Origin of the sequence: Proteus faecis, from assembly GCF_003144395.1 — a bacterium.
GTDB lineage: Bacteria > Pseudomonadota > Gammaproteobacteria > Enterobacterales > Enterobacteriaceae > Proteus > Proteus faecis.
In genome coordinates, this window is record NZ_PENZ01000003.1 from 1 (window position 1) to 16848 (window position 16848).

Sequence of the window (16848 nt, forward strand, 5' to 3'; positions counted from 1 at the left end):
AAAGGGGATAACGATGAGCAGTGAAAAAGAAACACGATGTTATGTCGGTGAGGTTCGGGCAGAGGCGGGAGAGGAAAATAAGCCGACACATATCGTGGGTTTAGGCTCTGTCTTCGACTCCCGGTCCGAACTGATTTATGGATTTCGTGAAATTATTAAACCAGGGGCGTTTGATGATGTACTCAATGATGATGTGCGCGGGTTATTTAATCACGATCCAAATTATATTTTAGGGCGAACAACCGCAGGAACCTTGTCGCTTAGCGTCAATGAACGTGNACCGACACATATCGTGGGTTTAGGCTCTGTCTTCGACTCCCGATCTGAACTGATTTATGGATTTCGTGAAATTATTAAACCAGGGGCGTTTGATGATGTACTCAATGATGATGTTCGCGGGTTATTTAATCACGATCCAAATTATATTTTAGGGCGAACAACCGCAGGAACCTTGTCGCTTAGCGTCAATGAACGTGGGCTTGTTTACGATATTACGGCACCTGATACACAAACCATTCGTGATTTAGTGTTAGCACCGATGCAACGTGGCGATATCAATCAAAGTTCTTTTGCCTTTCGTGTCGCGCGGGATGGTGAAGACTGGTACCAAGATGATGAAGGTGTCGTTATTCGTGAAATAACACGATTTTCTCGACTCTATGATGTCAGCCCGGTTACTTACCCAGCGTATCAAGATGCAGATTCTGCGGTTCGTTCAATGAATGCATGGAAAGAAGCCAGAGACAGTGGCGATCTCCAAAAAGCAATTAATCAAAAATTGGCGCGTGAGCGTCTTATGACTTTACTCAATGCATAAGGTAATACTATGACTATGAAGCTTCATGAATTAAAACAAAAACGTAACACTATCGCGATTGATATGCGCGCCATTCACGAAAAAGTGGGTGATGGTGTGATGACTGAAGAGCAACGCACTCAATGGAATAAAGCGCAAACTGAACTTGAAAATTTAGATGCTCAGATTCAGCGTGAAGAGCAACTACGCTCATTAGATCAAGATTTGGTTGATGACAAAGAGAAAGAACAGCGTGGTCAACAACCGAATAACCCTGAAACAGAGCAAGCAGAGCGTCGCAATCAAGCGTTTGACCGCTTCCTGCGCTGTGGTTTTGGTGAACTCACTGCAGAAGAGCGCCAAGCGGTCAAAGAACTTCGTGCACAGGGTACTTCGCCCGATGAGAAAGGTGGCTATACCGTTCCGACTCAGATGTTGAATAAAATTGTTGATCAAATGAAAGCCTATGGCGGTATTGCAAGTGTGGCTCAAATCTTACCAACGTCAAACGGTCAAGATATTACCTGGTCAACATCCGATGGCACTGATGAAGAAGGGGAATTGTTAGGCGAAAACACCGCAGCAGGTGAACAAGATGTTGAGTTTAGCACCGCCATTTTAGGAGCTAAAAAGTTAACATCGAAAATTATCCGCGTTTCCAATGAATTATTGCAAGACAGTGGTGTAGATATTCAAGCCTATTTGGCTTCGCGTATTGCTCAGCGCATTGGTCGTGGTGAAGCTAAATACTTGATTAAAGGCACTGGAAAAGGATCACCTGTACAGCCATTAGGTTTAGAAACCTCAGTGACAAATACGGTTGATGTAGCCGGCGCCTCATTAAGTTGGAAAGATATTACCGAGTTAGAACATGCGATTGATCCTGCGTACCGTAATAGCCCTAAATTCCGTCTTGCTTTTAATGATGATACGTTGAAAAACCTAAAGTTAATGGAAGATGCGCAAAAACGCCCTTTATGGCTTCCGTCTATTTCGGGTGTCGCACCTGCTCAAATTTTAGGTATGCAATATGTTGTTGATCAGGCTATCGACAAAATGGAAGCCGGTAAAAAATTCATCTTCTGCGGTGACTTTGACCGATTCATTTTACGTCGTGTGACCTACATGACTCTGAAGCGTTTAGTTGAGCGTTATGCAGAGTTTGACCAGACCGCATTCTTAGCTTTCCATCGTTTTGATTGCGTACTTGAAGATACTTCTGCCATTAAAGCGCTGGTGGGTAAAAGCGCGACAAAATAGTTTTAAATAACACTGAATCAATCAAGTACCGCTTAATTGCGGTTTTTTTGTGCCTGCGATCTAGATGGTCGCAGGTATTGGGGGATTTATGCCACTACCCACACTGGAAAAATTAAAGCAACAATGCCGGCTAGATGAAGATAATACCTTCGAAGATGAACTGCTAAAAACTTATCTGATGGCGGCAAAACAACGAGCTGAAGGATATATCAATCGACATCTTTATGAAGAAAATATACCAGAGGAAGATCCTGACGGTTTATTAATCACTGATGATATTGAATTAGCGCTTATGCTGGCCGTTGGTAATTTCTATGAAAATAGAGAAACAGCCATATTACCAGCAGGATTTAAATTACTGCTCGATCCCTATCGTCATATTAATCTGTGAGGAATGATGAAAGCCGGTAAACTCAATAAACGTATTTTTCTTTCCCACTACGTCAACGAACGTGATGATTTAGGGAGTGAAAAAGTCGTTTCAAAAAAAGTCGCAGAGGTATGGGCTAAAGCCGAATCAATGTCGAACCGTAAAATTCGCACGGCTGACCAAGATCAGGTAATTGAGACCTATCATTTCACTATTCGCCCTCGTTTTGATGTTGATATGGGGTGGCTGGTGGGATATCAAGGGCGACTATTTACTGTACGCGCTGTTGATCGCAACCAGTCAGATAGAACCATTATTACCACGGAGGCGAATATACAACATGATAGAAGTTGATATTAAAGCTGATCTGGAGCGTATTACGGGGTTGTTAGCTTATCCGTTAAAACTCCCCTCCGATAAATTAGAAGGGGTCATCTATCAACGGATTAGTGATCCAAAGATAGACTCTGGATTAGCCCGTACATCACTGGTTCAAGCCCGTTTTCAAATCGTTATCCAAATACCTGATGACTATCCAAAAGCCTTAAAACTGGAATCGACTCTCTGTCGTGAGTGGGAGTCCATCCAACATGGTTATATTGGCAACTACCCCGTCCAAACTGTTCAGCGAGGCAATTTTCTGCAGGACATGATTGAGCAAACGGAGAACCGTAAAATTTACCGTATTTATCGTGATTTTATTATCACCTACCCTGAGGATGCAACGTGATAACCAACCTTAGCGTGACAGGGTTGGATGAATTAGGGCGAAAATTACAGCAATTAGAAGTTGAGTTAAAAACCAAGATATTACGTGAAGCAGGGCGAGAAGCCATGCAAGTCGTGAAAGAGGATATGGAAGCCCATGCAGGGTTTGATGCGAAAAGCACTGAGCCTCATATGCGAGACAATATCACCATCAAAACGACACGAGTAAAAAACACGAATGGGGCTGTCATGGTCACCGTAGGACCGACAAAACCTCATTATATGAAAGCGCGTGCCCAAGAGTTTGGCACCATCAAACAAGTTGCCCGTCCTTTTATTCGTCCAGCCCTCGATTACAACCAACGTGCGGTGCTCAATACCTTAACTGAGCATATTCGCCATGCCCTTTCTTTATATACTTAGGAGTAAAAATAATGGCAGATCAAAAAACATCGCCAGAATACGCCATGCTTCCCGCAGGCACTATTGTGAAATTTGGTAAAGCGGGTGATACCGTTGAACAAATGAAGCCACTGGTTAACTGTAAGGCATTAGGTGCCACAGGACAATCAGGGAGCTTTGTTGACGTCACGACACTCATCGATAAAAACAAACAATTTATTTCTGATTTACCTGAAGGACCTGAAAAGTCGTTAGGCTTCATTGATGATCCAGAAAATGAAAACTTTGTTGCGTTCTTGAATGCAGCAGAAAAGCGTGAAACGGTGCAGTTTTACTGCGAACTTCCTAATAAACGTACCGCAACGATGGTCCTTTCATTATCAGGCTGGGAATTAAATGACATCTCAGCGCCTGCTAATGAAGCCATCCAGATCACCGTAAAAGGAAAACAAAATAACCTTGTATGGGGAACTTCTTCTGCAACATCAACAGGAGAACAGGGTTAATGAAAGGATTAAAAGCCTCTTTACTTACAGCGAAACCTCAAATTATCGAAGTCGATATTCTATGTGGAGTAAAGGTAAACATTCGTCGTATGACGGCTAACGAGTTGATGAATTTGGAACTTGAGGTTTCTGAATTAAATCAACATGGCAAATTACGTGAGGCATCATTACGTAACGTAGGTATGTTGCTGAATTGCTTGGTTGATGATGAAGGTAAACCGATAAGTAAATCGTTACTACCCAAACCAGAAGAATTGGTTAACGTCCATGATAACGCGATCCTCATCGAAGCGATTAACGTCGTGAAGCAACACTCCATTGGCACGTTAGACGAGGCAAAAAAAAACTAACGGATAGCCCATTACTCTATTTTGCTTATCAACTTTCTGAAGAGTTGGGTGAAATTGATCCCTATCGCGTTCTCAATTTGCCTGCCAATACATTACTGGGTTGGCAGGCTTATTTTGCGCTCAAATCAGAAAAACCAGGTGTAATACCACCATCAGATATACCTCCCTCTCCTGAAAGCGCACATCAACCAACAAGCACCTCTAAATCTGTTGAACAGCAATGTTCTGACGTAATGAAAATGATAGGAAGATAATATTATGGCCACTAATTTAGCCGATTTACGGGTTGGGCTATTGCTGAATGACGCCAGTTTTAGAAGCAATATTACAGGCGCATTAAACCATGCAGGGCGTGAAACAGAACGTTTTTCTAATAAAGCAAAGCGTGAAACAAAAGCGGTTGCAGATGGTTTTTATTCAATCAGTCATCAAGTGACGAATGTTGCAGGACGACTGGCGATGTTAGGTGGAGTGAGTTTATCTATTGGTAGCATTTTAAATATTTCTCGTAAGTATAGTCAGGCAATTTCTGATCTGAGTGCGATTACGGGTGCGTCTATTGAGCGCATGAAAGAGTACAGTATTGCCTCTCAAGAGCTGGGGCGAACAACAGAATTTGGCGCGATAAAAGTTGCGGATGCCATGAAACTTATTGCGTCAGCAAAACCGTCATTACTGCAGACAGCGGGAGCCTTAGAAGATGTAACGGCTAAATCGATTACCTTGGCACAAGCTTCAGGTATTGAGTTAGCCGATGCGGCGAAATCTCTTACCTTAAGTCTTAATCAGTTTGGTGAGTCCGCTGTCTCATCTGAGCGTTACATTAATGTGTTAGCAGCAGGTGCGAAATATGGTGCATCTGAAATAAACGAAACAGCCCAAGCCATTGTGAAAAGTGGTACCGTTGCTTCTCAAGCCGGTGTTTCATTTGAGCAACTTAATGCTTCAATCCAAGTTTTAGCAGGAAAAGGGATTAAGGCTGAAACGGCAGGAACAATGTTGCGTAATGTCTTTTTAGCATTAGAACGTTCAGCAGATAAAAACTTGCGTCCATCTGTTGTGGGTTTGGCCACGGCATTAGAAAACCTCGACAAGAAAAACTATTCCACTACTGCATCGACAAAGATATTTGGTCGCGCCAATGTCAGCGCAGGCACCATTTTAGTTAAAAATCGGGATCAGCTAGTTGATTTAACTAAGGCGCTTACTGATACCGAAACAGCGTATGAGCAAGCAGGGAAAAGGGCACAAAATCTAAATGCTGACTTGGAGGTAATGGAAAGGTCGTTTGAGGGATTGGCGATTAAAGTTGGTACCAGTGCCGATGGTCCTTTACGAACAGGGGTGCAAAATGTTACTTCCGCTGTAAATGCACTAAATAATAACTTCTCAACTTTAGCTAACATTGCAACTTACGCTGTTTTACCTGTCATTGGTGCCAGAATGACTAGAGGGCTTCAAGAGCAAACCAAAGAATGGGTGAAAAATGAAGCAGCAGTCAGAAGTAATGCTAAGCAACAGGCTGAAACCGCCAGAAGAGGGATTGCTTCAGCTGATGCCACCATTAATAAACTAGCTCAGCAAGGTCAGGCATTGACTCAACAGAGCGCCATAATGAATCGGCATGGTTTACAGATGCAAGGATTGGCTAGTGAACGTAATCGACTAGTTAGACAGGAAGCGGAAGCATTAGCGTTAAGATCCAAATATACCGATCAACTTACAGCAGCTAATAATCGACTTTCATATAGCCAAAGGGCATTACGAGCATCTAGCTTAGGACTCCGAAGTGTTGTTTCTGCCTTAGGTGGGCCAGTTGGTGTGTTGGCTTTAGCGGGTTCAGCCATTTATTATTTTGCAACTAGAGCTGATGAAGCTAAGTTGAAAATAGAAGGGATGAAAGGGGCTGTGGTCGAGACTATTACTGAACTTCAGCGTCTTTCTAGGGTGAAAATAGAAGTTCAACTTGATGAAATTAAAGAAGAGCTTTCCTTACTCGAGGCAGAAAAGAAGCGTCTATATGGAGAGCAGGCTACTTATTCAGAAAAACGCGAAGGCGAAATGTCTTCGATAAAAAATGGCAGTTGGTTTGGTTATGTCGCAGTTAGCCTTTGGGGAAAAGACTCTGAAGAGTTTGCAAAAGGACGAAGAAAAGTATTAAGCGAAATCGAGGATATAGATAAAGAAATTGAAATTCGGAAGCAAAAAATTGCAAATCGAGAGAGTGCATTAAAAACAGGCGTTTTTAGCCAACCGACTAAGGAAGATAAACCAGTAGGGGATGGTAGTGGTAGTGGCGGTGGTAATGATTTAGAAAGCAATAAAGGTTCTACACAAAAAGTTAGCCAATATCATCAATTACGTATGCAAATAGAACAAGAGCATGCAACGAGCTTGGAGCGCATATCATTAAGCGAATCGGAAACAATGCGCAAGCTCCAAGAAAACTTAAAAGCCGGTGGTATGAAGCAGGAAGAGTATGAGCGATTAAAAACACTCAATGCTGAAAATCATATGAAACAGCGTGCAGAGTTAGCGGAAAAATACTCTCCTATGCGCGCATCCATCCGAAATGAACAAGAGATGACAAAAGAGCTTAAATCACTCTTTGAACAGCAATTGTTGACTGAAAAAGAATACCAATATGCACGGCGCCAAATGGCACAAGATACGACAAAATATCGTTTATCAGAGCAAGCAAAAGGCATTTCTCTCCCTAATATCAGCATTCTTGGCGAAATAGATCCCGTTATTCAACTCAGAAACCAACTGGAAGAACAAAAGGCGCTTTATCAGGCTTACTATGAAGATGGTTTAGTTAGCAAAGAACGTTATGAACAGTTAGTTATTGCGGCTACAAATAAGTCAAAAGAAGCACAATATCAATCAAGCAAAGAGCTGTATGCCTCACAGGGTATGTGGCAACGTATGCAAATGAATTTAGTTGATGCTGTTGAACAACGAACCGCTAATGCAATGACAGGCATGTTGATGGGAACGAAGTCCTTTTCAGAGGGCATTAAAGAATTTTCTTCATCATTAGCCAGTTCAATTATTTCTGATCTTATTCGTATTGCAATTCAAGCTCAAATTACCAATGCATTGACGGGATTAATGGGCGGTTTTGCTGGTGGCAGTAGCGGTGCAGCAAGTGGCGCTAAAGCGGGTAAGGTGGGTGTAAAAGCGAACGCCAAAGGGGATGTTTACAGCTCACCAAGCCTCAGCCAATATAGCAACCAGGTGGTTAGTTCACCGACATTATTTGCCTTTGCAAAAGGTGGTACGCCTAATCTTGGCTTGATGGGGGAAGCTGGAAGCGAGGCGATCATGCCTTTAAAACGTGGACCTGATGGATCTTTAGGCGTTAGAGCAACCGGAAGCAACTCTGTTGCGTCAGGCGATACCATTATTCATCAAACATTTCATGTAACAGGTAATGGTGATGAAGCGCTTTATCAAGCTATACAGGAAGCAGCAAGAATGGGAGCAGAACAAGGTGCATCAAAAGCCAAATCTGACATTATGCGAGACTTTCAAACCAATGGAACATTAAGAAGGAACCTACGATAAATGGCAACGATATTATCGTGGCCACAATCCATCGTGCCAGCCTCATTAAGCTGGCAACTCGTGAGTAACAGTAAAACCTTTACATCAACTTTTACGGGGAGTGTGCAGACAGTACGCTTTCCCGGCTCGCGTTGGCGTTGCAGTATGTCATTTAATAATTTGACCGATGAGCAAGCAAGGGTTTTAGAGGCGTTTGTTGCCGAGTTAGATGGTGAAAGTGGTCGAGTGAAAATTAGTGATTGGGCGCGTTCTGGTTTAACTCAACGCGGTAAACCTAAAGTTAGCCAACCCAATCAATCTGGAAAATTATTAGAAAGTAAAGACTGGTTACCCAATAGCATTGTTTTACGCATTGGTGATTATATCACGGTAAATGATGAACTAAAGCGAGTGACGGCTAATGTGATTAGTGATGCACAAGGAAACGCAACAATCCCTATTGCCCCTATATTACGTTATGCACCGGCGGTAAATGATTTGATAGAAAATGAAGCGCCATACGGTATTTTTAAACTAACTAGTAACGATCAGGGTAATTTCCAACGTAAACCGGGCATACTTACTAGCACTTCTTTGTCATTCGAGGAAGCATTAACATGAAATATCATCCCTTTAGTAATGATATGGTTAAGGCAATTAATGAGGGATATTATTTAGTTGTTGCCTCTCGTTTAGATCTTAAATCAGGTGTGGTGCGTGCACATACCGGTGTGGGTAATATCATTATTGCAGGTGAAATTTACCAAGGTGTTGGCCAGTTTGGTGCAATTGAGTCTGTGGGAGAAAATATGACCACTAGCCCACAACAGCTTATCATGAAACTCTCAGGCTTCGATTCTTCATTAATTGGCGAGGTGATGAATGAGCGAGTTCGTGGGCGAAATGCACAATTGATGTTAGTTGCATTAAATGAAGAAGGTAAACCTGCGCTTGCTGAAGTTTTATTTGCAGGACAAATATCCACAATTGGTGTGACAACAGGTGAAGAAAATGAAATAGCAGTCACTGTTTCAAACCGTTTCGAACGCTGGTCTTATGGTTTACCTGACAGATTTACTGATGAATCATGGTCTAAACGTAAAAAGGGCGATAGGATATTCCGTTATGTGGCGCAGATGGCTGATCGGGCTATTTATTGGGGTAGCAAGAAAAATGCACCTGCGTTTATTTATAAATGATTAAAGGTTTGCTATGAAAAATATATTTATTACGGCAACGTTATTATTCTGCTTTTCTGCTTCAACTTATTCTTTTGACTCCAATAAGGAATGGTATGAGGGATGCCCTAAATATACTAATGAAGAAATAGAAAACTTAAAAGGAGGACGAGTAGAAACAGTTGAAGAATTACAGCAGTACTCAAAAGAATATTTAGAAGAAAGCAGTAAAAAAATTGACTGTGAAATAAAAAACCTAGAAGAATATAAAAAGCGTTTAATTAAAAAACTAGAAATAAAAAGTAATTAAATACACTTTTTCGTCAACCCGCTTCGGCGGGTTTTTTATTGTCTGGAGAAAACCATGAGACACCCACAATGGACTACTCGCCTACCTGAAACTTTAAAGAATGCCATAAATCGCCCTTTTGTATGGGGTGAACATGATTGCTGTTTGTTTGCCTCTGATTGCGTCATTGCTGTTTGTAATTTTGATCCTTGTGAAAACATTCGCGGGCGCTACAAAACAAAGACAGGTGCATTCAGAGTATTACAAAAAGAGTTTGGGACATTGGACGGCGCTGTGAGCCGTTTTTTTGATGAAGTTCCAACAAACGAAGCAGGGCGTGGTGACATTGTGATGTTTGAAGGGGATGAAGGAAATACATTAGGTGTTTTGTGGGCGGGTAAACTATGGGCTGTTTCAACAGATGGCGTTCGTGCGGTGAGCAATAAACCAATTAAAGCATGGAGAGTACAATAAATGGGTAAGACAGTCACAAGCGTTGTCTCTGCTGGCTTAATGATAGCAGGGGTTATTGCCACAGGTGGTTTGGGTACCGCATTAATTGTAGCCGGTATCGCTGTTCAGGCAGCAAGTGCGTTTATCTTTAAAGATAAAGTACCTGGCTCAGGTTATCGGGATCAGTCCGAACGTAAACAGATGCTACGTTCAGCATCAGCACCAGAAACGGTGGTTGTAGGTAAAACAATGATGTCAGGTTTACTTTTCTTTGCTGAAGAAGAGGAAGGTGAACAAGACGAAAATGAAGAACTCTACATGGCATTAGCCATAGCATCCCACCCTATTCATAAATTAGGTCAAATTTATTTCAATGATGACAAAATTGAAGATTTAGGCGACAACGCACAATACGAATTTCATAACAGTAGAACTGAGGCGGATCCATACCTATTAAAACATGCCCCTTCATGGAAAGAGGATATGATTGGTCGAGGGCTTGCATGGTTACGCTTAACATTACGCTTTGATCAAGAAAAATTCCCTTATGGTGTTCCTAACGTTAAAAGTGAACTATGGGGAAAAGAAATTTACGATCCCCGCACCGAAAAAATAGCGTGGTCCAATAATGGTGCCTTGGTCATATTAGATTACTATCGCCATTACTTAGGTGTTCCAGACTCCGATATTGATTGGGATGCATTTAAAAGTGCAGCAGATATTTGTGATGAAACCGTACAAACGCCAGATGGAAAAAGTGAGCCTAGATACACCTTAAATGGCGCTTATGAACTTGAAGAAAGTCCTGCCTCTGTATTAGAGATGATGCATAAATGCATTGCTGGTGAGCCGACCTATATTGCAGGTAAGCACGGCATTTTAATGCAGGTGTATAACGGGCCAGCACTACTGACGATTGATGAGTCACAAATTATCGATACAGTGACAGTGACCCCCGAACTTTCATTACGTGATGCAACTAATGCGATTTATGGCACTTTTGTTGACGCAGAACAACAGTATAACAAAACCGATTTTGAGCCAGTGGTTATTGATGAATGGATAGAAGAAGATGGCTTAGAAATTAAAGAAAATATGGACTACCGCTTTGTAACTAGTCCATACCAAGCTAATAGACTAGCTAATCTCTATTTACGCAAAAAACGAGCTGGTCGTCGCATTCAGTTACGCATGAACTTAGATGGTTATGCTTATCGCCCTGGTGATGTTGTCAAACTCGAATTACCTTCATTGGGGATCAGTGATTTAGAATTCCGTATTGCCGATTGGAAATTTCATCCATCAGAGGGGGTAGAAATTACTCTTGAAGAAGATGGACCTTATATCTATGAAGACTTAGCCAGTAAACCCTTTATTAGACCTCCATTCACTAAATTACCCACTGGTGGCGTACCAGCACCTATCAACCTAGCCTTTGTTCCTCTTGCTGTCACCGATATTGTTCAGGGATATATTTCATGGCAGAACGTGGCGTCAGATATTCGCTATAACACGGTCAATATTCTCCAGAATGGCAAGGTTATACAGTCTATTCAGGTACCAGGTGAGCGTGTCGATATTAACGGTTTAACTCGAGGTACTTATCGTGTCGAGGTGAGAGCGATCAATGTTGCTGGCGCTATGTCTGCACCGGCTATCAGTGATTTTGCTATTCAGGCACCGCCTGCACCGATTGGTGTTGAAATAACTCCGGGTATGTTCAGCTTAACGGCATCTCCTAAACAGGGGGATAGCGCTGTGTTTGGTTATACCTTTGAGTTTTGGTTTAGCGAAAAGAAACTCGCCAATCTTTTTGAAAATGAGGTGATCACCAAAACAAACAAAGTTGGCCAAGGAAATTTCTGGACGCAAGAGAATTTAAAAGCTGGCCACACTTACTATTTCTACATTCGAACGATCAATAGTTATGGTAAATCTGCATTTGTAGAAGCTTCAGGTATTCCAGTTTCATTGCCAGACGACATATTTGATGATTTAGATAACACGGTTAGAGAAACGGATGCGTTTAAAGAGCTGGATAATAAGCTTGATTGGAATGCTGAGACCGCAATTATTTTAAGTAACGCAAGTCATCGTAATTTCAGGCAGTTGCTAATAAAACATGCTGAATCTCAAGCCGGCATTAGTGAGCTATGGCAGGCTAACGTAACTCAAGAAGAAGCCTGGGCACAGGAAGTTAAAGAAATTTACTCCGCGGTTGGTGATAACACGTCTGCAATTAAAGAAACTCAAACGTCAATTACCAAACTAGATGAAGCTTTTGGTCAGCGACTTACTGAAATTCGCACGGAAATAGATAAAGCTCAAGCCGATATCATTTCAAACTCTACTGCCATCTCTAACACAAACAAGGCTTTTGCCGAAAATAAAACACAAGTTCAAGCTAAGTTTGATAAACAAGAAGGTATGATTCAGGAGAAGATGCAAGCCACATTCAATCAATCTGGTGACGGTGTTGTTACTCATTCAATCAATATCACGATTGTTCATAACAACGTGAAATACAATGCAGCAGGGCAAGTAATTAGTGCTCAGGTTAAGAACGGGAAGCTTGAAAGTTTTATAGGCTATAACGCCAATAACTTTGCTTGGTATAACCCTGCAAATGGCAAGATGGAATTATTCATGTATGCCAAAAATGGGCAGTTGTTTATTCGAGATTTATTTATTGAAGATGGCTCGATTACCAATGCAAAAATAGGGAATGTTATTCAATCTAATAATTATTTAAATGGGAGACCGAGCTGGATAATTAATAAAAATGGGTTTGCTGAATTTCAGAATATAAAAATCAGAGGGGAGGTTAATGCAACCTCAGGGAGGCTAGAAAATGTTGTAATTGCTGAAAATTGTGAAATAAAAGGGACATTAACTGTCAATAATATTAAGGGGGATGTTGTAAAAACGGTATTAATAGAACCTAATCAAAAAATCACGATTGAACCTGAATATTTCAATAGAATTATTTCAGGGATTGTTATTACTTATAACAAATATCAAATGGATAGCAATTATTCTAGTCAGGTTGTTGTAAGTACTCCTAGAGGTAAATTCATTGTGGCTAGAGTCTATCTTGAGAGTCATATATATGAAAATAAATGGGGTGAAAGGAGGTTACATATCCCAATAACAGGAATGAACAGTACTGAACTATTAGCAAATGAGACGGCCACTATAGAATTTGTTGATATTTCACAAACGATTGGACCAGCTGTAGTTTTAATATCGAAAAAATAATATTAGGAATTCATAATCATGATATACACAACAGGCACTGTTAACACAGTGTCAGGGTCTGCTATTGTCCGCGGAACTGGCACTAAATTTAAAAATAATAATCCCGCTATTAATATCGGAATGACTATTTTAATTAAATCGGGAAACACGAATATTCCGTATATGATTAAATCCGTTAATTCTGATACTGAATTAGTATTAGCACAGCCTGCATTAGCCACAGTAACTAATAGCACATTCTCAATTCATATTACTGAGCCAGATAATAATAGTGATGCAGCTAGAACCATGGTTGCCATAAATGCATACACGCAATATTTTCTTGATGCGATGAATACGTGGATGACTCAGACTGGCCAGACAAAAATTGAGATGCCAAATGGTGAGATTGTTACGCTAGATAGTATTAAAAAGATGCAGGGGGATATTAGTAAAAAAGCTGATTTAGCAAGCAAAGAATCACAGATATTCAAAGGACAAGTTATTTCACATTCAGGCATATATAGCTTTGATGGAAATAATTCCAAGACATACTTTGGTCTTTTAAGAGCCAACACAGGTGATCCGTTTGGTTTTTACTGTAGTTATGATGGTGCTGGGTATTCTGTTCGCTTTCCTGAAAGAAAAGGGGGGACACTATTAGTTTCGGGCGATTATGGCATTGGCAATAGAGAGCCAACATTAGTTGATACCACCAATCCATTAAGTAATATAGATAATACTCAACTTATTCGCTCCTACGGTGGTGGTGATTTGATGTGGGGCATCGGCATGCTGGGTTTTTACTCTGGCAAGTCGCACTGGGGGGCATTCACATTTAACGACTATACATTTTATGCGCATTGGAATATGAATGGAAAAGTATCTCAATATCATGTTTGGACAAGCAAAAATACAACCACAGACCCGCAAGGTTTTATCAAAAAAGCCTCCCCAATTATCAACATCAATCCTGACGGCACATTTACCACTAATGACGAATCAGAAGGTGCAACTGTTACTCGAGTAGCGCAGGGTGAATATCTTATTGAAGGTGTGCTGGGTTTTAACGCTGACGCAGGATGGGGCGGTGTCGATGGTGGTATTGAAATTCCACTCGATGTTAATAAACAGCCGTTGATATGGGTAGACTCTAAAGTTATGGAGGACGGTTCTATTCTCGTTAAAACCTATCACCGTACTCACCCTAACGCACCTAAATTCGCCCGTAATGATATTGATGATTACAAAGACGGCGACCCAATTGATATCCCTGATGGTCGCTTTATTTCTGTCCGTGTACAGATGCCAGAGCAATCAATCTATAACGTGAGAATGCGTGAGATGGAAGAGGTGCAGAAAGTGGAAGAGGAACGCAGACAAAAGGAAGAGGAGATGAAAGAGAAATTTGGGTTAGGTAAGAATGACGTATTACTTTAATAATCAGGACACCAATAGCGCACCAGAAATTGATAACTGATTGATTATATAACTCGGTCGGTTCCATCGAGCATCGGCGCTACTCCGTTTTCAAATACTGCACTGAATTACCATCTGGCAGTTTCTTGCTTCTCTCACGATAAAACGCTAATCGTTCATTAAAATACTCGCGCAAATGTGCTGGTTGTTGTCGTTCAACGTCTACGGCAACAACTGGCATATTGAGTTTAGTTTTATATTTTATTGAAATAAAACATGTAACCGCAATTCGGACACAATAAGATTAGGTTTTTCTTAAGTTTATGTTTGTTTTGTTTGGCAACATAAGAACAACTTGGGCAGGTAACTTCTACTAGTGCGTCTTGAAACATTCTTATCACATTAAAAGCTTTCATATCTTTCACCCATTATAGGGATATCGTGATTCAGTGTACGTTACTTTGTACTAAAATGCTCAATTTTTGTTCTTTTATTTGTAGAGTTCAATGTTGATAACTGATTTCTATGACAATGACAGGCATATAGAGCCATTCTCATTTTTAGCATTCCTTATTGTGGGTTACATCTATCCGACAATAAGGAATTTAAATGATATATAAATACTATGCTTCTTTTAGAGACGATAGTTTTTCACACCATGTATCAAGCGTTTCTCGTTTTTCTCTTAAATAATCATATCTATCATAATGCTTTTGAGAAACTCCTGGTCTTTTGTGGTTTTGCACCATATCCCTTAACTCAGAACTTATTCCCATTTCTCCAGCCAATGTTTTGAATGTTCTTCTAACATCTCTAGGTGTAAATTTCTCAAACTCATTTTTCTTACAAAATTTATTTAATTGTTTAGCGTATTCAGACGTTAGCAAGTGTCTTTCTTTAGTATCAGCAGGGAAAAGATAATTTGATGTTGGATACAATAGTTCTTGGATATTAAGAATATCAATAGCAGGCTGTACCAGTGGAATGACATGATAATCGCCTGTTTTTGAAATATGAGGTGGAACCGTTAATGTATTGTTCTTTTTATCCCAATTGTCGCGAGTATTGGCCAGAATTTCCCATGGCCTTTGTCCTGCGGAATAAACGCAAAATAGAAATAGACGCGCATAATCTGAGTTAATAGGGCATTCGATGGTGGGCTTATTGAATAGCTCTAATAATAGCTTCAACTCATCCCATGATAAAAATCTATCTAACGCTTTATCTGCACCTTTTTGTCTAGGAACCACAGTGACAGGATTTCGTTCCAATCCATAAATAACGCGCTCGTTTATTTTTGCTGGATCATTATCGGCAAACAAACCGAAGTTGAATACCGCATGTAGATTTGCTCTTACTTTGTTCGAACCTGCCAAAGCACCTCGGGAGATAAACTCAGAAAGTATTCTTTTTATATGATCTGGAGTCACATCTTTTGCAGGCATAGAGGCATCAATATGCTTACTATCTAGAACCTGATTTAGTCTGTTTTGAGTTTTATCATATGAACGCTTGCTTTGTCGTTTTTGATCTTCAATGTAATCATCAAAAAGCTGTTTTACTGTGGCGTGTTCATATTTTATTCTCTCTGGGGATGATGATTCGGTAGCAGCTGCTACGGATTTTACTGCAGCATCTGCTAGTGATAAATTAGGGTAATCACCAAGCGATATAAATTTCTCTTTTCCATCTTTGAAGTAGCGGTAGACGAAAACTTTTCTTCCAGATGGATATGTTTTTACACCAAGGCGTCCAGTGCCTCTAGTCGCTGATGCTTGCCAAGTATAATACGCAGATTTCTTTGGTTTCAGTCCTCGTATTTTACTATCAGTCAGTAATACGCTAGCCATAACTAATTTCCATTTACGGGTTGTTTGCGGGTCAAGTAACGGGTCAAGTAACGAAGAAATGATATGAAACTAGCTGAAATCATGCAAGGTATATAAATCCTTGTAAATCAAAAAGATGAAATCTCATGAAATTATATAAAACTCAATGAAATCAGTATATAACGCCCTTCTAAGCCGTAGGTCACAGGTTCGAATCCTGTAGGGCGTACCATTTCAAATCAATAGCTTACACTTATTTTAAATTCTCTACTTTTCTTAAGTGGGACGTTTTTGTATATCATTAAAAATGTCATCAAAATTACGTGCATGTTCTGTTAAATGAGTGCATTTTATCAAGCTATAAACTATTATCTTGTTTCTATCAAATAAGCATTTCACTATTAAATTCTTTCATTTATATTTCTATAAATAATCCAAATTATTATTAATAGTAATTTATCCAATTACAGCCATATCAGAGCTAGAAAAATAGTGGTTTATT

Annotated in this window: 19 protein-coding genes and 1 pseudogene; 17 read left to right on the forward strand and 3 right to left on the reverse strand. The window is 40.3% G+C overall.

Annotated elements, in window-relative coordinates:
• Window positions 1-13 precede the first annotated feature (13 nt).
• The 17 genes and pseudogenes from DK858_RS18215 to DK858_RS00850 form a co-directional block, all read left to right on the forward strand.
• A pseudogene (locus DK858_RS18215) lies at window positions 14-214 on the forward strand (HK97 family phage prohead protease); the annotation flags it as partial.
• A gap of 12 nt (window positions 215-226) precedes the next feature.
• Window positions 227-817 (forward strand): HK97 family phage prohead protease, encoded by a 591-nt coding sequence (locus tag DK858_RS00775; RefSeq protein ID WP_410110857.1) that lies wholly within the window; start codon window positions 227-229, stop codon window positions 815-817.
• A gap of 15 nt (window positions 818-832) precedes the next feature.
• Window positions 833-2056 (forward strand): phage major capsid protein, encoded by a 1224-nt coding sequence (locus DK858_RS00780; protein WP_109395830.1) that lies wholly within the window; start codon window positions 833-835, stop codon window positions 2054-2056.
• Between the two features lie 88 nt (window positions 2057-2144).
• Window positions 2145-2447, forward strand: coding sequence for a head-tail connector protein (locus tag DK858_RS00785; protein ID WP_071425267.1), 303 nt, complete (start codon window positions 2145-2147; stop codon window positions 2445-2447).
• 6 nt (window positions 2448-2453) lie between these two features.
• Complete coding sequence (locus DK858_RS00790) at window positions 2454-2780, forward strand: phage head closure protein (RefSeq protein WP_109395808.1); 327 nt, start codon at window positions 2454-2456, stop codon at window positions 2778-2780.
• Window positions 2767-3156 carry a hypothetical protein gene (locus DK858_RS00795; RefSeq protein ID WP_109395809.1) on the forward strand — a complete coding sequence of 130 codons (390 nt, stop codon included), beginning with the start codon at window positions 2767-2769 and terminating at the stop codon, window positions 3154-3156. Before DK858_RS00790 ends, DK858_RS00795 begins: the two co-directional genes overlap by 14 nt.
• On the forward strand, window positions 3156-3557 hold the full coding sequence (locus tag DK858_RS00800) for an HK97-gp10 family putative phage morphogenesis protein (RefSeq protein WP_194294819.1): 402 nt from the start codon (window positions 3156-3158) through the stop codon (window positions 3555-3557). Before DK858_RS00795 ends, DK858_RS00800 begins: the two co-directional genes overlap by 1 nt.
• An 11-nt stretch (window positions 3558-3568) precedes the next feature.
• Complete coding sequence (locus DK858_RS00805; protein ID WP_109395811.1) at window positions 3569-4042, forward strand: phage tail protein; 474 nt, start codon at window positions 3569-3571, stop codon at window positions 4040-4042.
• Window positions 4042-4392: a phage tail protein gene (locus DK858_RS00810; protein WP_036904969.1), complete on the forward strand. Its 351-nt coding sequence runs from the start codon at window positions 4042-4044 to the stop codon at window positions 4390-4392. The genes DK858_RS00805 and DK858_RS00810 overlap by 1 nt, the downstream gene beginning before the upstream one ends.
• 44 nt (window positions 4393-4436) lie before the next feature.
• Complete coding sequence (locus tag DK858_RS00815; RefSeq protein ID WP_109395812.1) at window positions 4437-4646, forward strand: tail assembly chaperone; 210 nt, start codon at window positions 4437-4439, stop codon at window positions 4644-4646.
• Between the two features lie 4 nt (window positions 4647-4650).
• The gene (locus DK858_RS00820) at window positions 4651-7962 is read left to right on the forward strand and encodes a phage tail tape measure protein (protein WP_194294817.1); all 3312 of its coding nucleotides are present in this window, start codon (window positions 4651-4653) and stop codon (window positions 7960-7962) included.
• Window positions 7963-8562, forward strand: a complete 600-nt coding sequence (locus DK858_RS00825; RefSeq protein WP_075674150.1) for a hypothetical protein — start codon at window positions 7963-7965, stop codon at window positions 8560-8562.
• Complete coding sequence (locus DK858_RS00830) at window positions 8559-9140, forward strand: hypothetical protein (protein ID WP_006533911.1); 582 nt, start codon at window positions 8559-8561, stop codon at window positions 9138-9140. Before DK858_RS00825 ends, DK858_RS00830 begins: the two co-directional genes overlap by 4 nt.
• 13 nt (window positions 9141-9153) lie before the next feature.
• Complete coding sequence (locus DK858_RS00835; RefSeq protein ID WP_075674152.1) at window positions 9154-9429, forward strand: hypothetical protein; 276 nt, start codon at window positions 9154-9156, stop codon at window positions 9427-9429.
• 54 nt (window positions 9430-9483) lie between these two features.
• Window positions 9484-9882: a DUF6950 family protein gene (locus DK858_RS00840; RefSeq protein ID WP_109395813.1), complete on the forward strand. Its 399-nt coding sequence runs from the start codon at window positions 9484-9486 to the stop codon at window positions 9880-9882.
• The gene (locus DK858_RS00845; RefSeq protein WP_162556653.1) at window positions 9883-13119 is read left to right on the forward strand and encodes a phage tail tip fiber protein; all 3237 of its coding nucleotides are present in this window, start codon (window positions 9883-9885) and stop codon (window positions 13117-13119) included. It begins immediately after the preceding gene.
• An 18-nt stretch (window positions 13120-13137) separates the two neighbouring features.
• Entirely contained in the window at window positions 13138-14538 is a 1401-nt protein-coding gene (locus tag DK858_RS00850; protein ID WP_109395814.1) for a phage tail fiber protein, read from the forward strand.
• Window positions 14539-14617: 79 nt separating this feature from the next.
• Here DK858_RS00850 and DK858_RS00855 read toward each other — a convergent pair whose 3' ends face one another.
• From DK858_RS00855 to DK858_RS00860, 3 genes are all read right to left on the reverse strand, one after another.
• The gene (locus DK858_RS00855) at window positions 14618-14806 is read right to left on the reverse strand and encodes a DNA polymerase III subunit theta (RefSeq protein ID WP_323368232.1); all 189 of its coding nucleotides are present in this window, start codon (window positions 14804-14806) and stop codon (window positions 14618-14620) included.
• Complete coding sequence (locus tag DK858_RS18465; protein WP_215534280.1) at window positions 14772-14933, reverse strand: YnfU family zinc-binding protein; 162 nt, start codon at window positions 14931-14933, stop codon at window positions 14772-14774. The genes DK858_RS00855 and DK858_RS18465 overlap by 35 nt, the downstream gene beginning before the upstream one ends.
• A gap of 207 nt (window positions 14934-15140) precedes the next feature.
• Window positions 15141-16367: a tyrosine-type recombinase/integrase gene (locus DK858_RS00860; RefSeq protein ID WP_109395816.1), complete on the reverse strand. Its 1227-nt coding sequence runs from the start codon at window positions 16365-16367 to the stop codon at window positions 15141-15143.
• Window positions 16368-16848: the final 481 nt, after the last annotated feature.

Coding starts and splice junctions, on each gene's coding strand:
- DK858_RS00780 (WP_109395830.1), top strand. CDS start 833: ATGAAGCTTCATGAATTAAAACAAAAACGTAACACTATCGCGATTGAT.
- DK858_RS00785 (WP_071425267.1), top strand. CDS start 2,145: ATGCCACTACCCACACTGGAAAAATTAAAGCAACAATGCCGGCTAGAT.
- DK858_RS00790 (WP_109395808.1), top strand. CDS start 2,454: ATGAAAGCCGGTAAACTCAATAAACGTATTTTTCTTTCCCACTACGTC.
- DK858_RS00795 (WP_109395809.1), top strand. CDS start 2,767: ATGATAGAAGTTGATATTAAAGCTGATCTGGAGCGTATTACGGGGTTG.
- DK858_RS00805 (WP_109395811.1), top strand. CDS start 3,569: ATGGCAGATCAAAAAACATCGCCAGAATACGCCATGCTTCCCGCAGGC.
- DK858_RS00810 (WP_036904969.1), top strand. CDS start 4,042: ATGAAAGGATTAAAAGCCTCTTTACTTACAGCGAAACCTCAAATTATC.
- DK858_RS00820 (WP_194294817.1), top strand. CDS start 4,651: ATGGCCACTAATTTAGCCGATTTACGGGTTGGGCTATTGCTGAATGAC.
- DK858_RS00825 (WP_075674150.1), top strand. CDS start 7,963: ATGGCAACGATATTATCGTGGCCACAATCCATCGTGCCAGCCTCATTA.
- DK858_RS00830 (WP_006533911.1), top strand. CDS start 8,559: ATGAAATATCATCCCTTTAGTAATGATATGGTTAAGGCAATTAATGAG.
- DK858_RS00835 (WP_075674152.1), top strand. CDS start 9,154: ATGAAAAATATATTTATTACGGCAACGTTATTATTCTGCTTTTCTGCT.
- DK858_RS00840 (WP_109395813.1), top strand. CDS start 9,484: ATGAGACACCCACAATGGACTACTCGCCTACCTGAAACTTTAAAGAAT.
- DK858_RS00845 (WP_162556653.1), top strand. CDS start 9,883: ATGGGTAAGACAGTCACAAGCGTTGTCTCTGCTGGCTTAATGATAGCA.
- DK858_RS00850 (WP_109395814.1), top strand. CDS start 13,138: ATGATATACACAACAGGCACTGTTAACACAGTGTCAGGGTCTGCTATT.
- DK858_RS18465 (WP_215534280.1), bottom strand. CDS start 14,933: ATGAAAGCTTTTAATGTGATAAGAATGTTTCAAGACGCACTAGTAGAA.
- DK858_RS00860 (WP_109395816.1), bottom strand. CDS start 16,367: ATGGCTAGCGTATTACTGACTGATAGTAAAATACGAGGACTGAAACCA.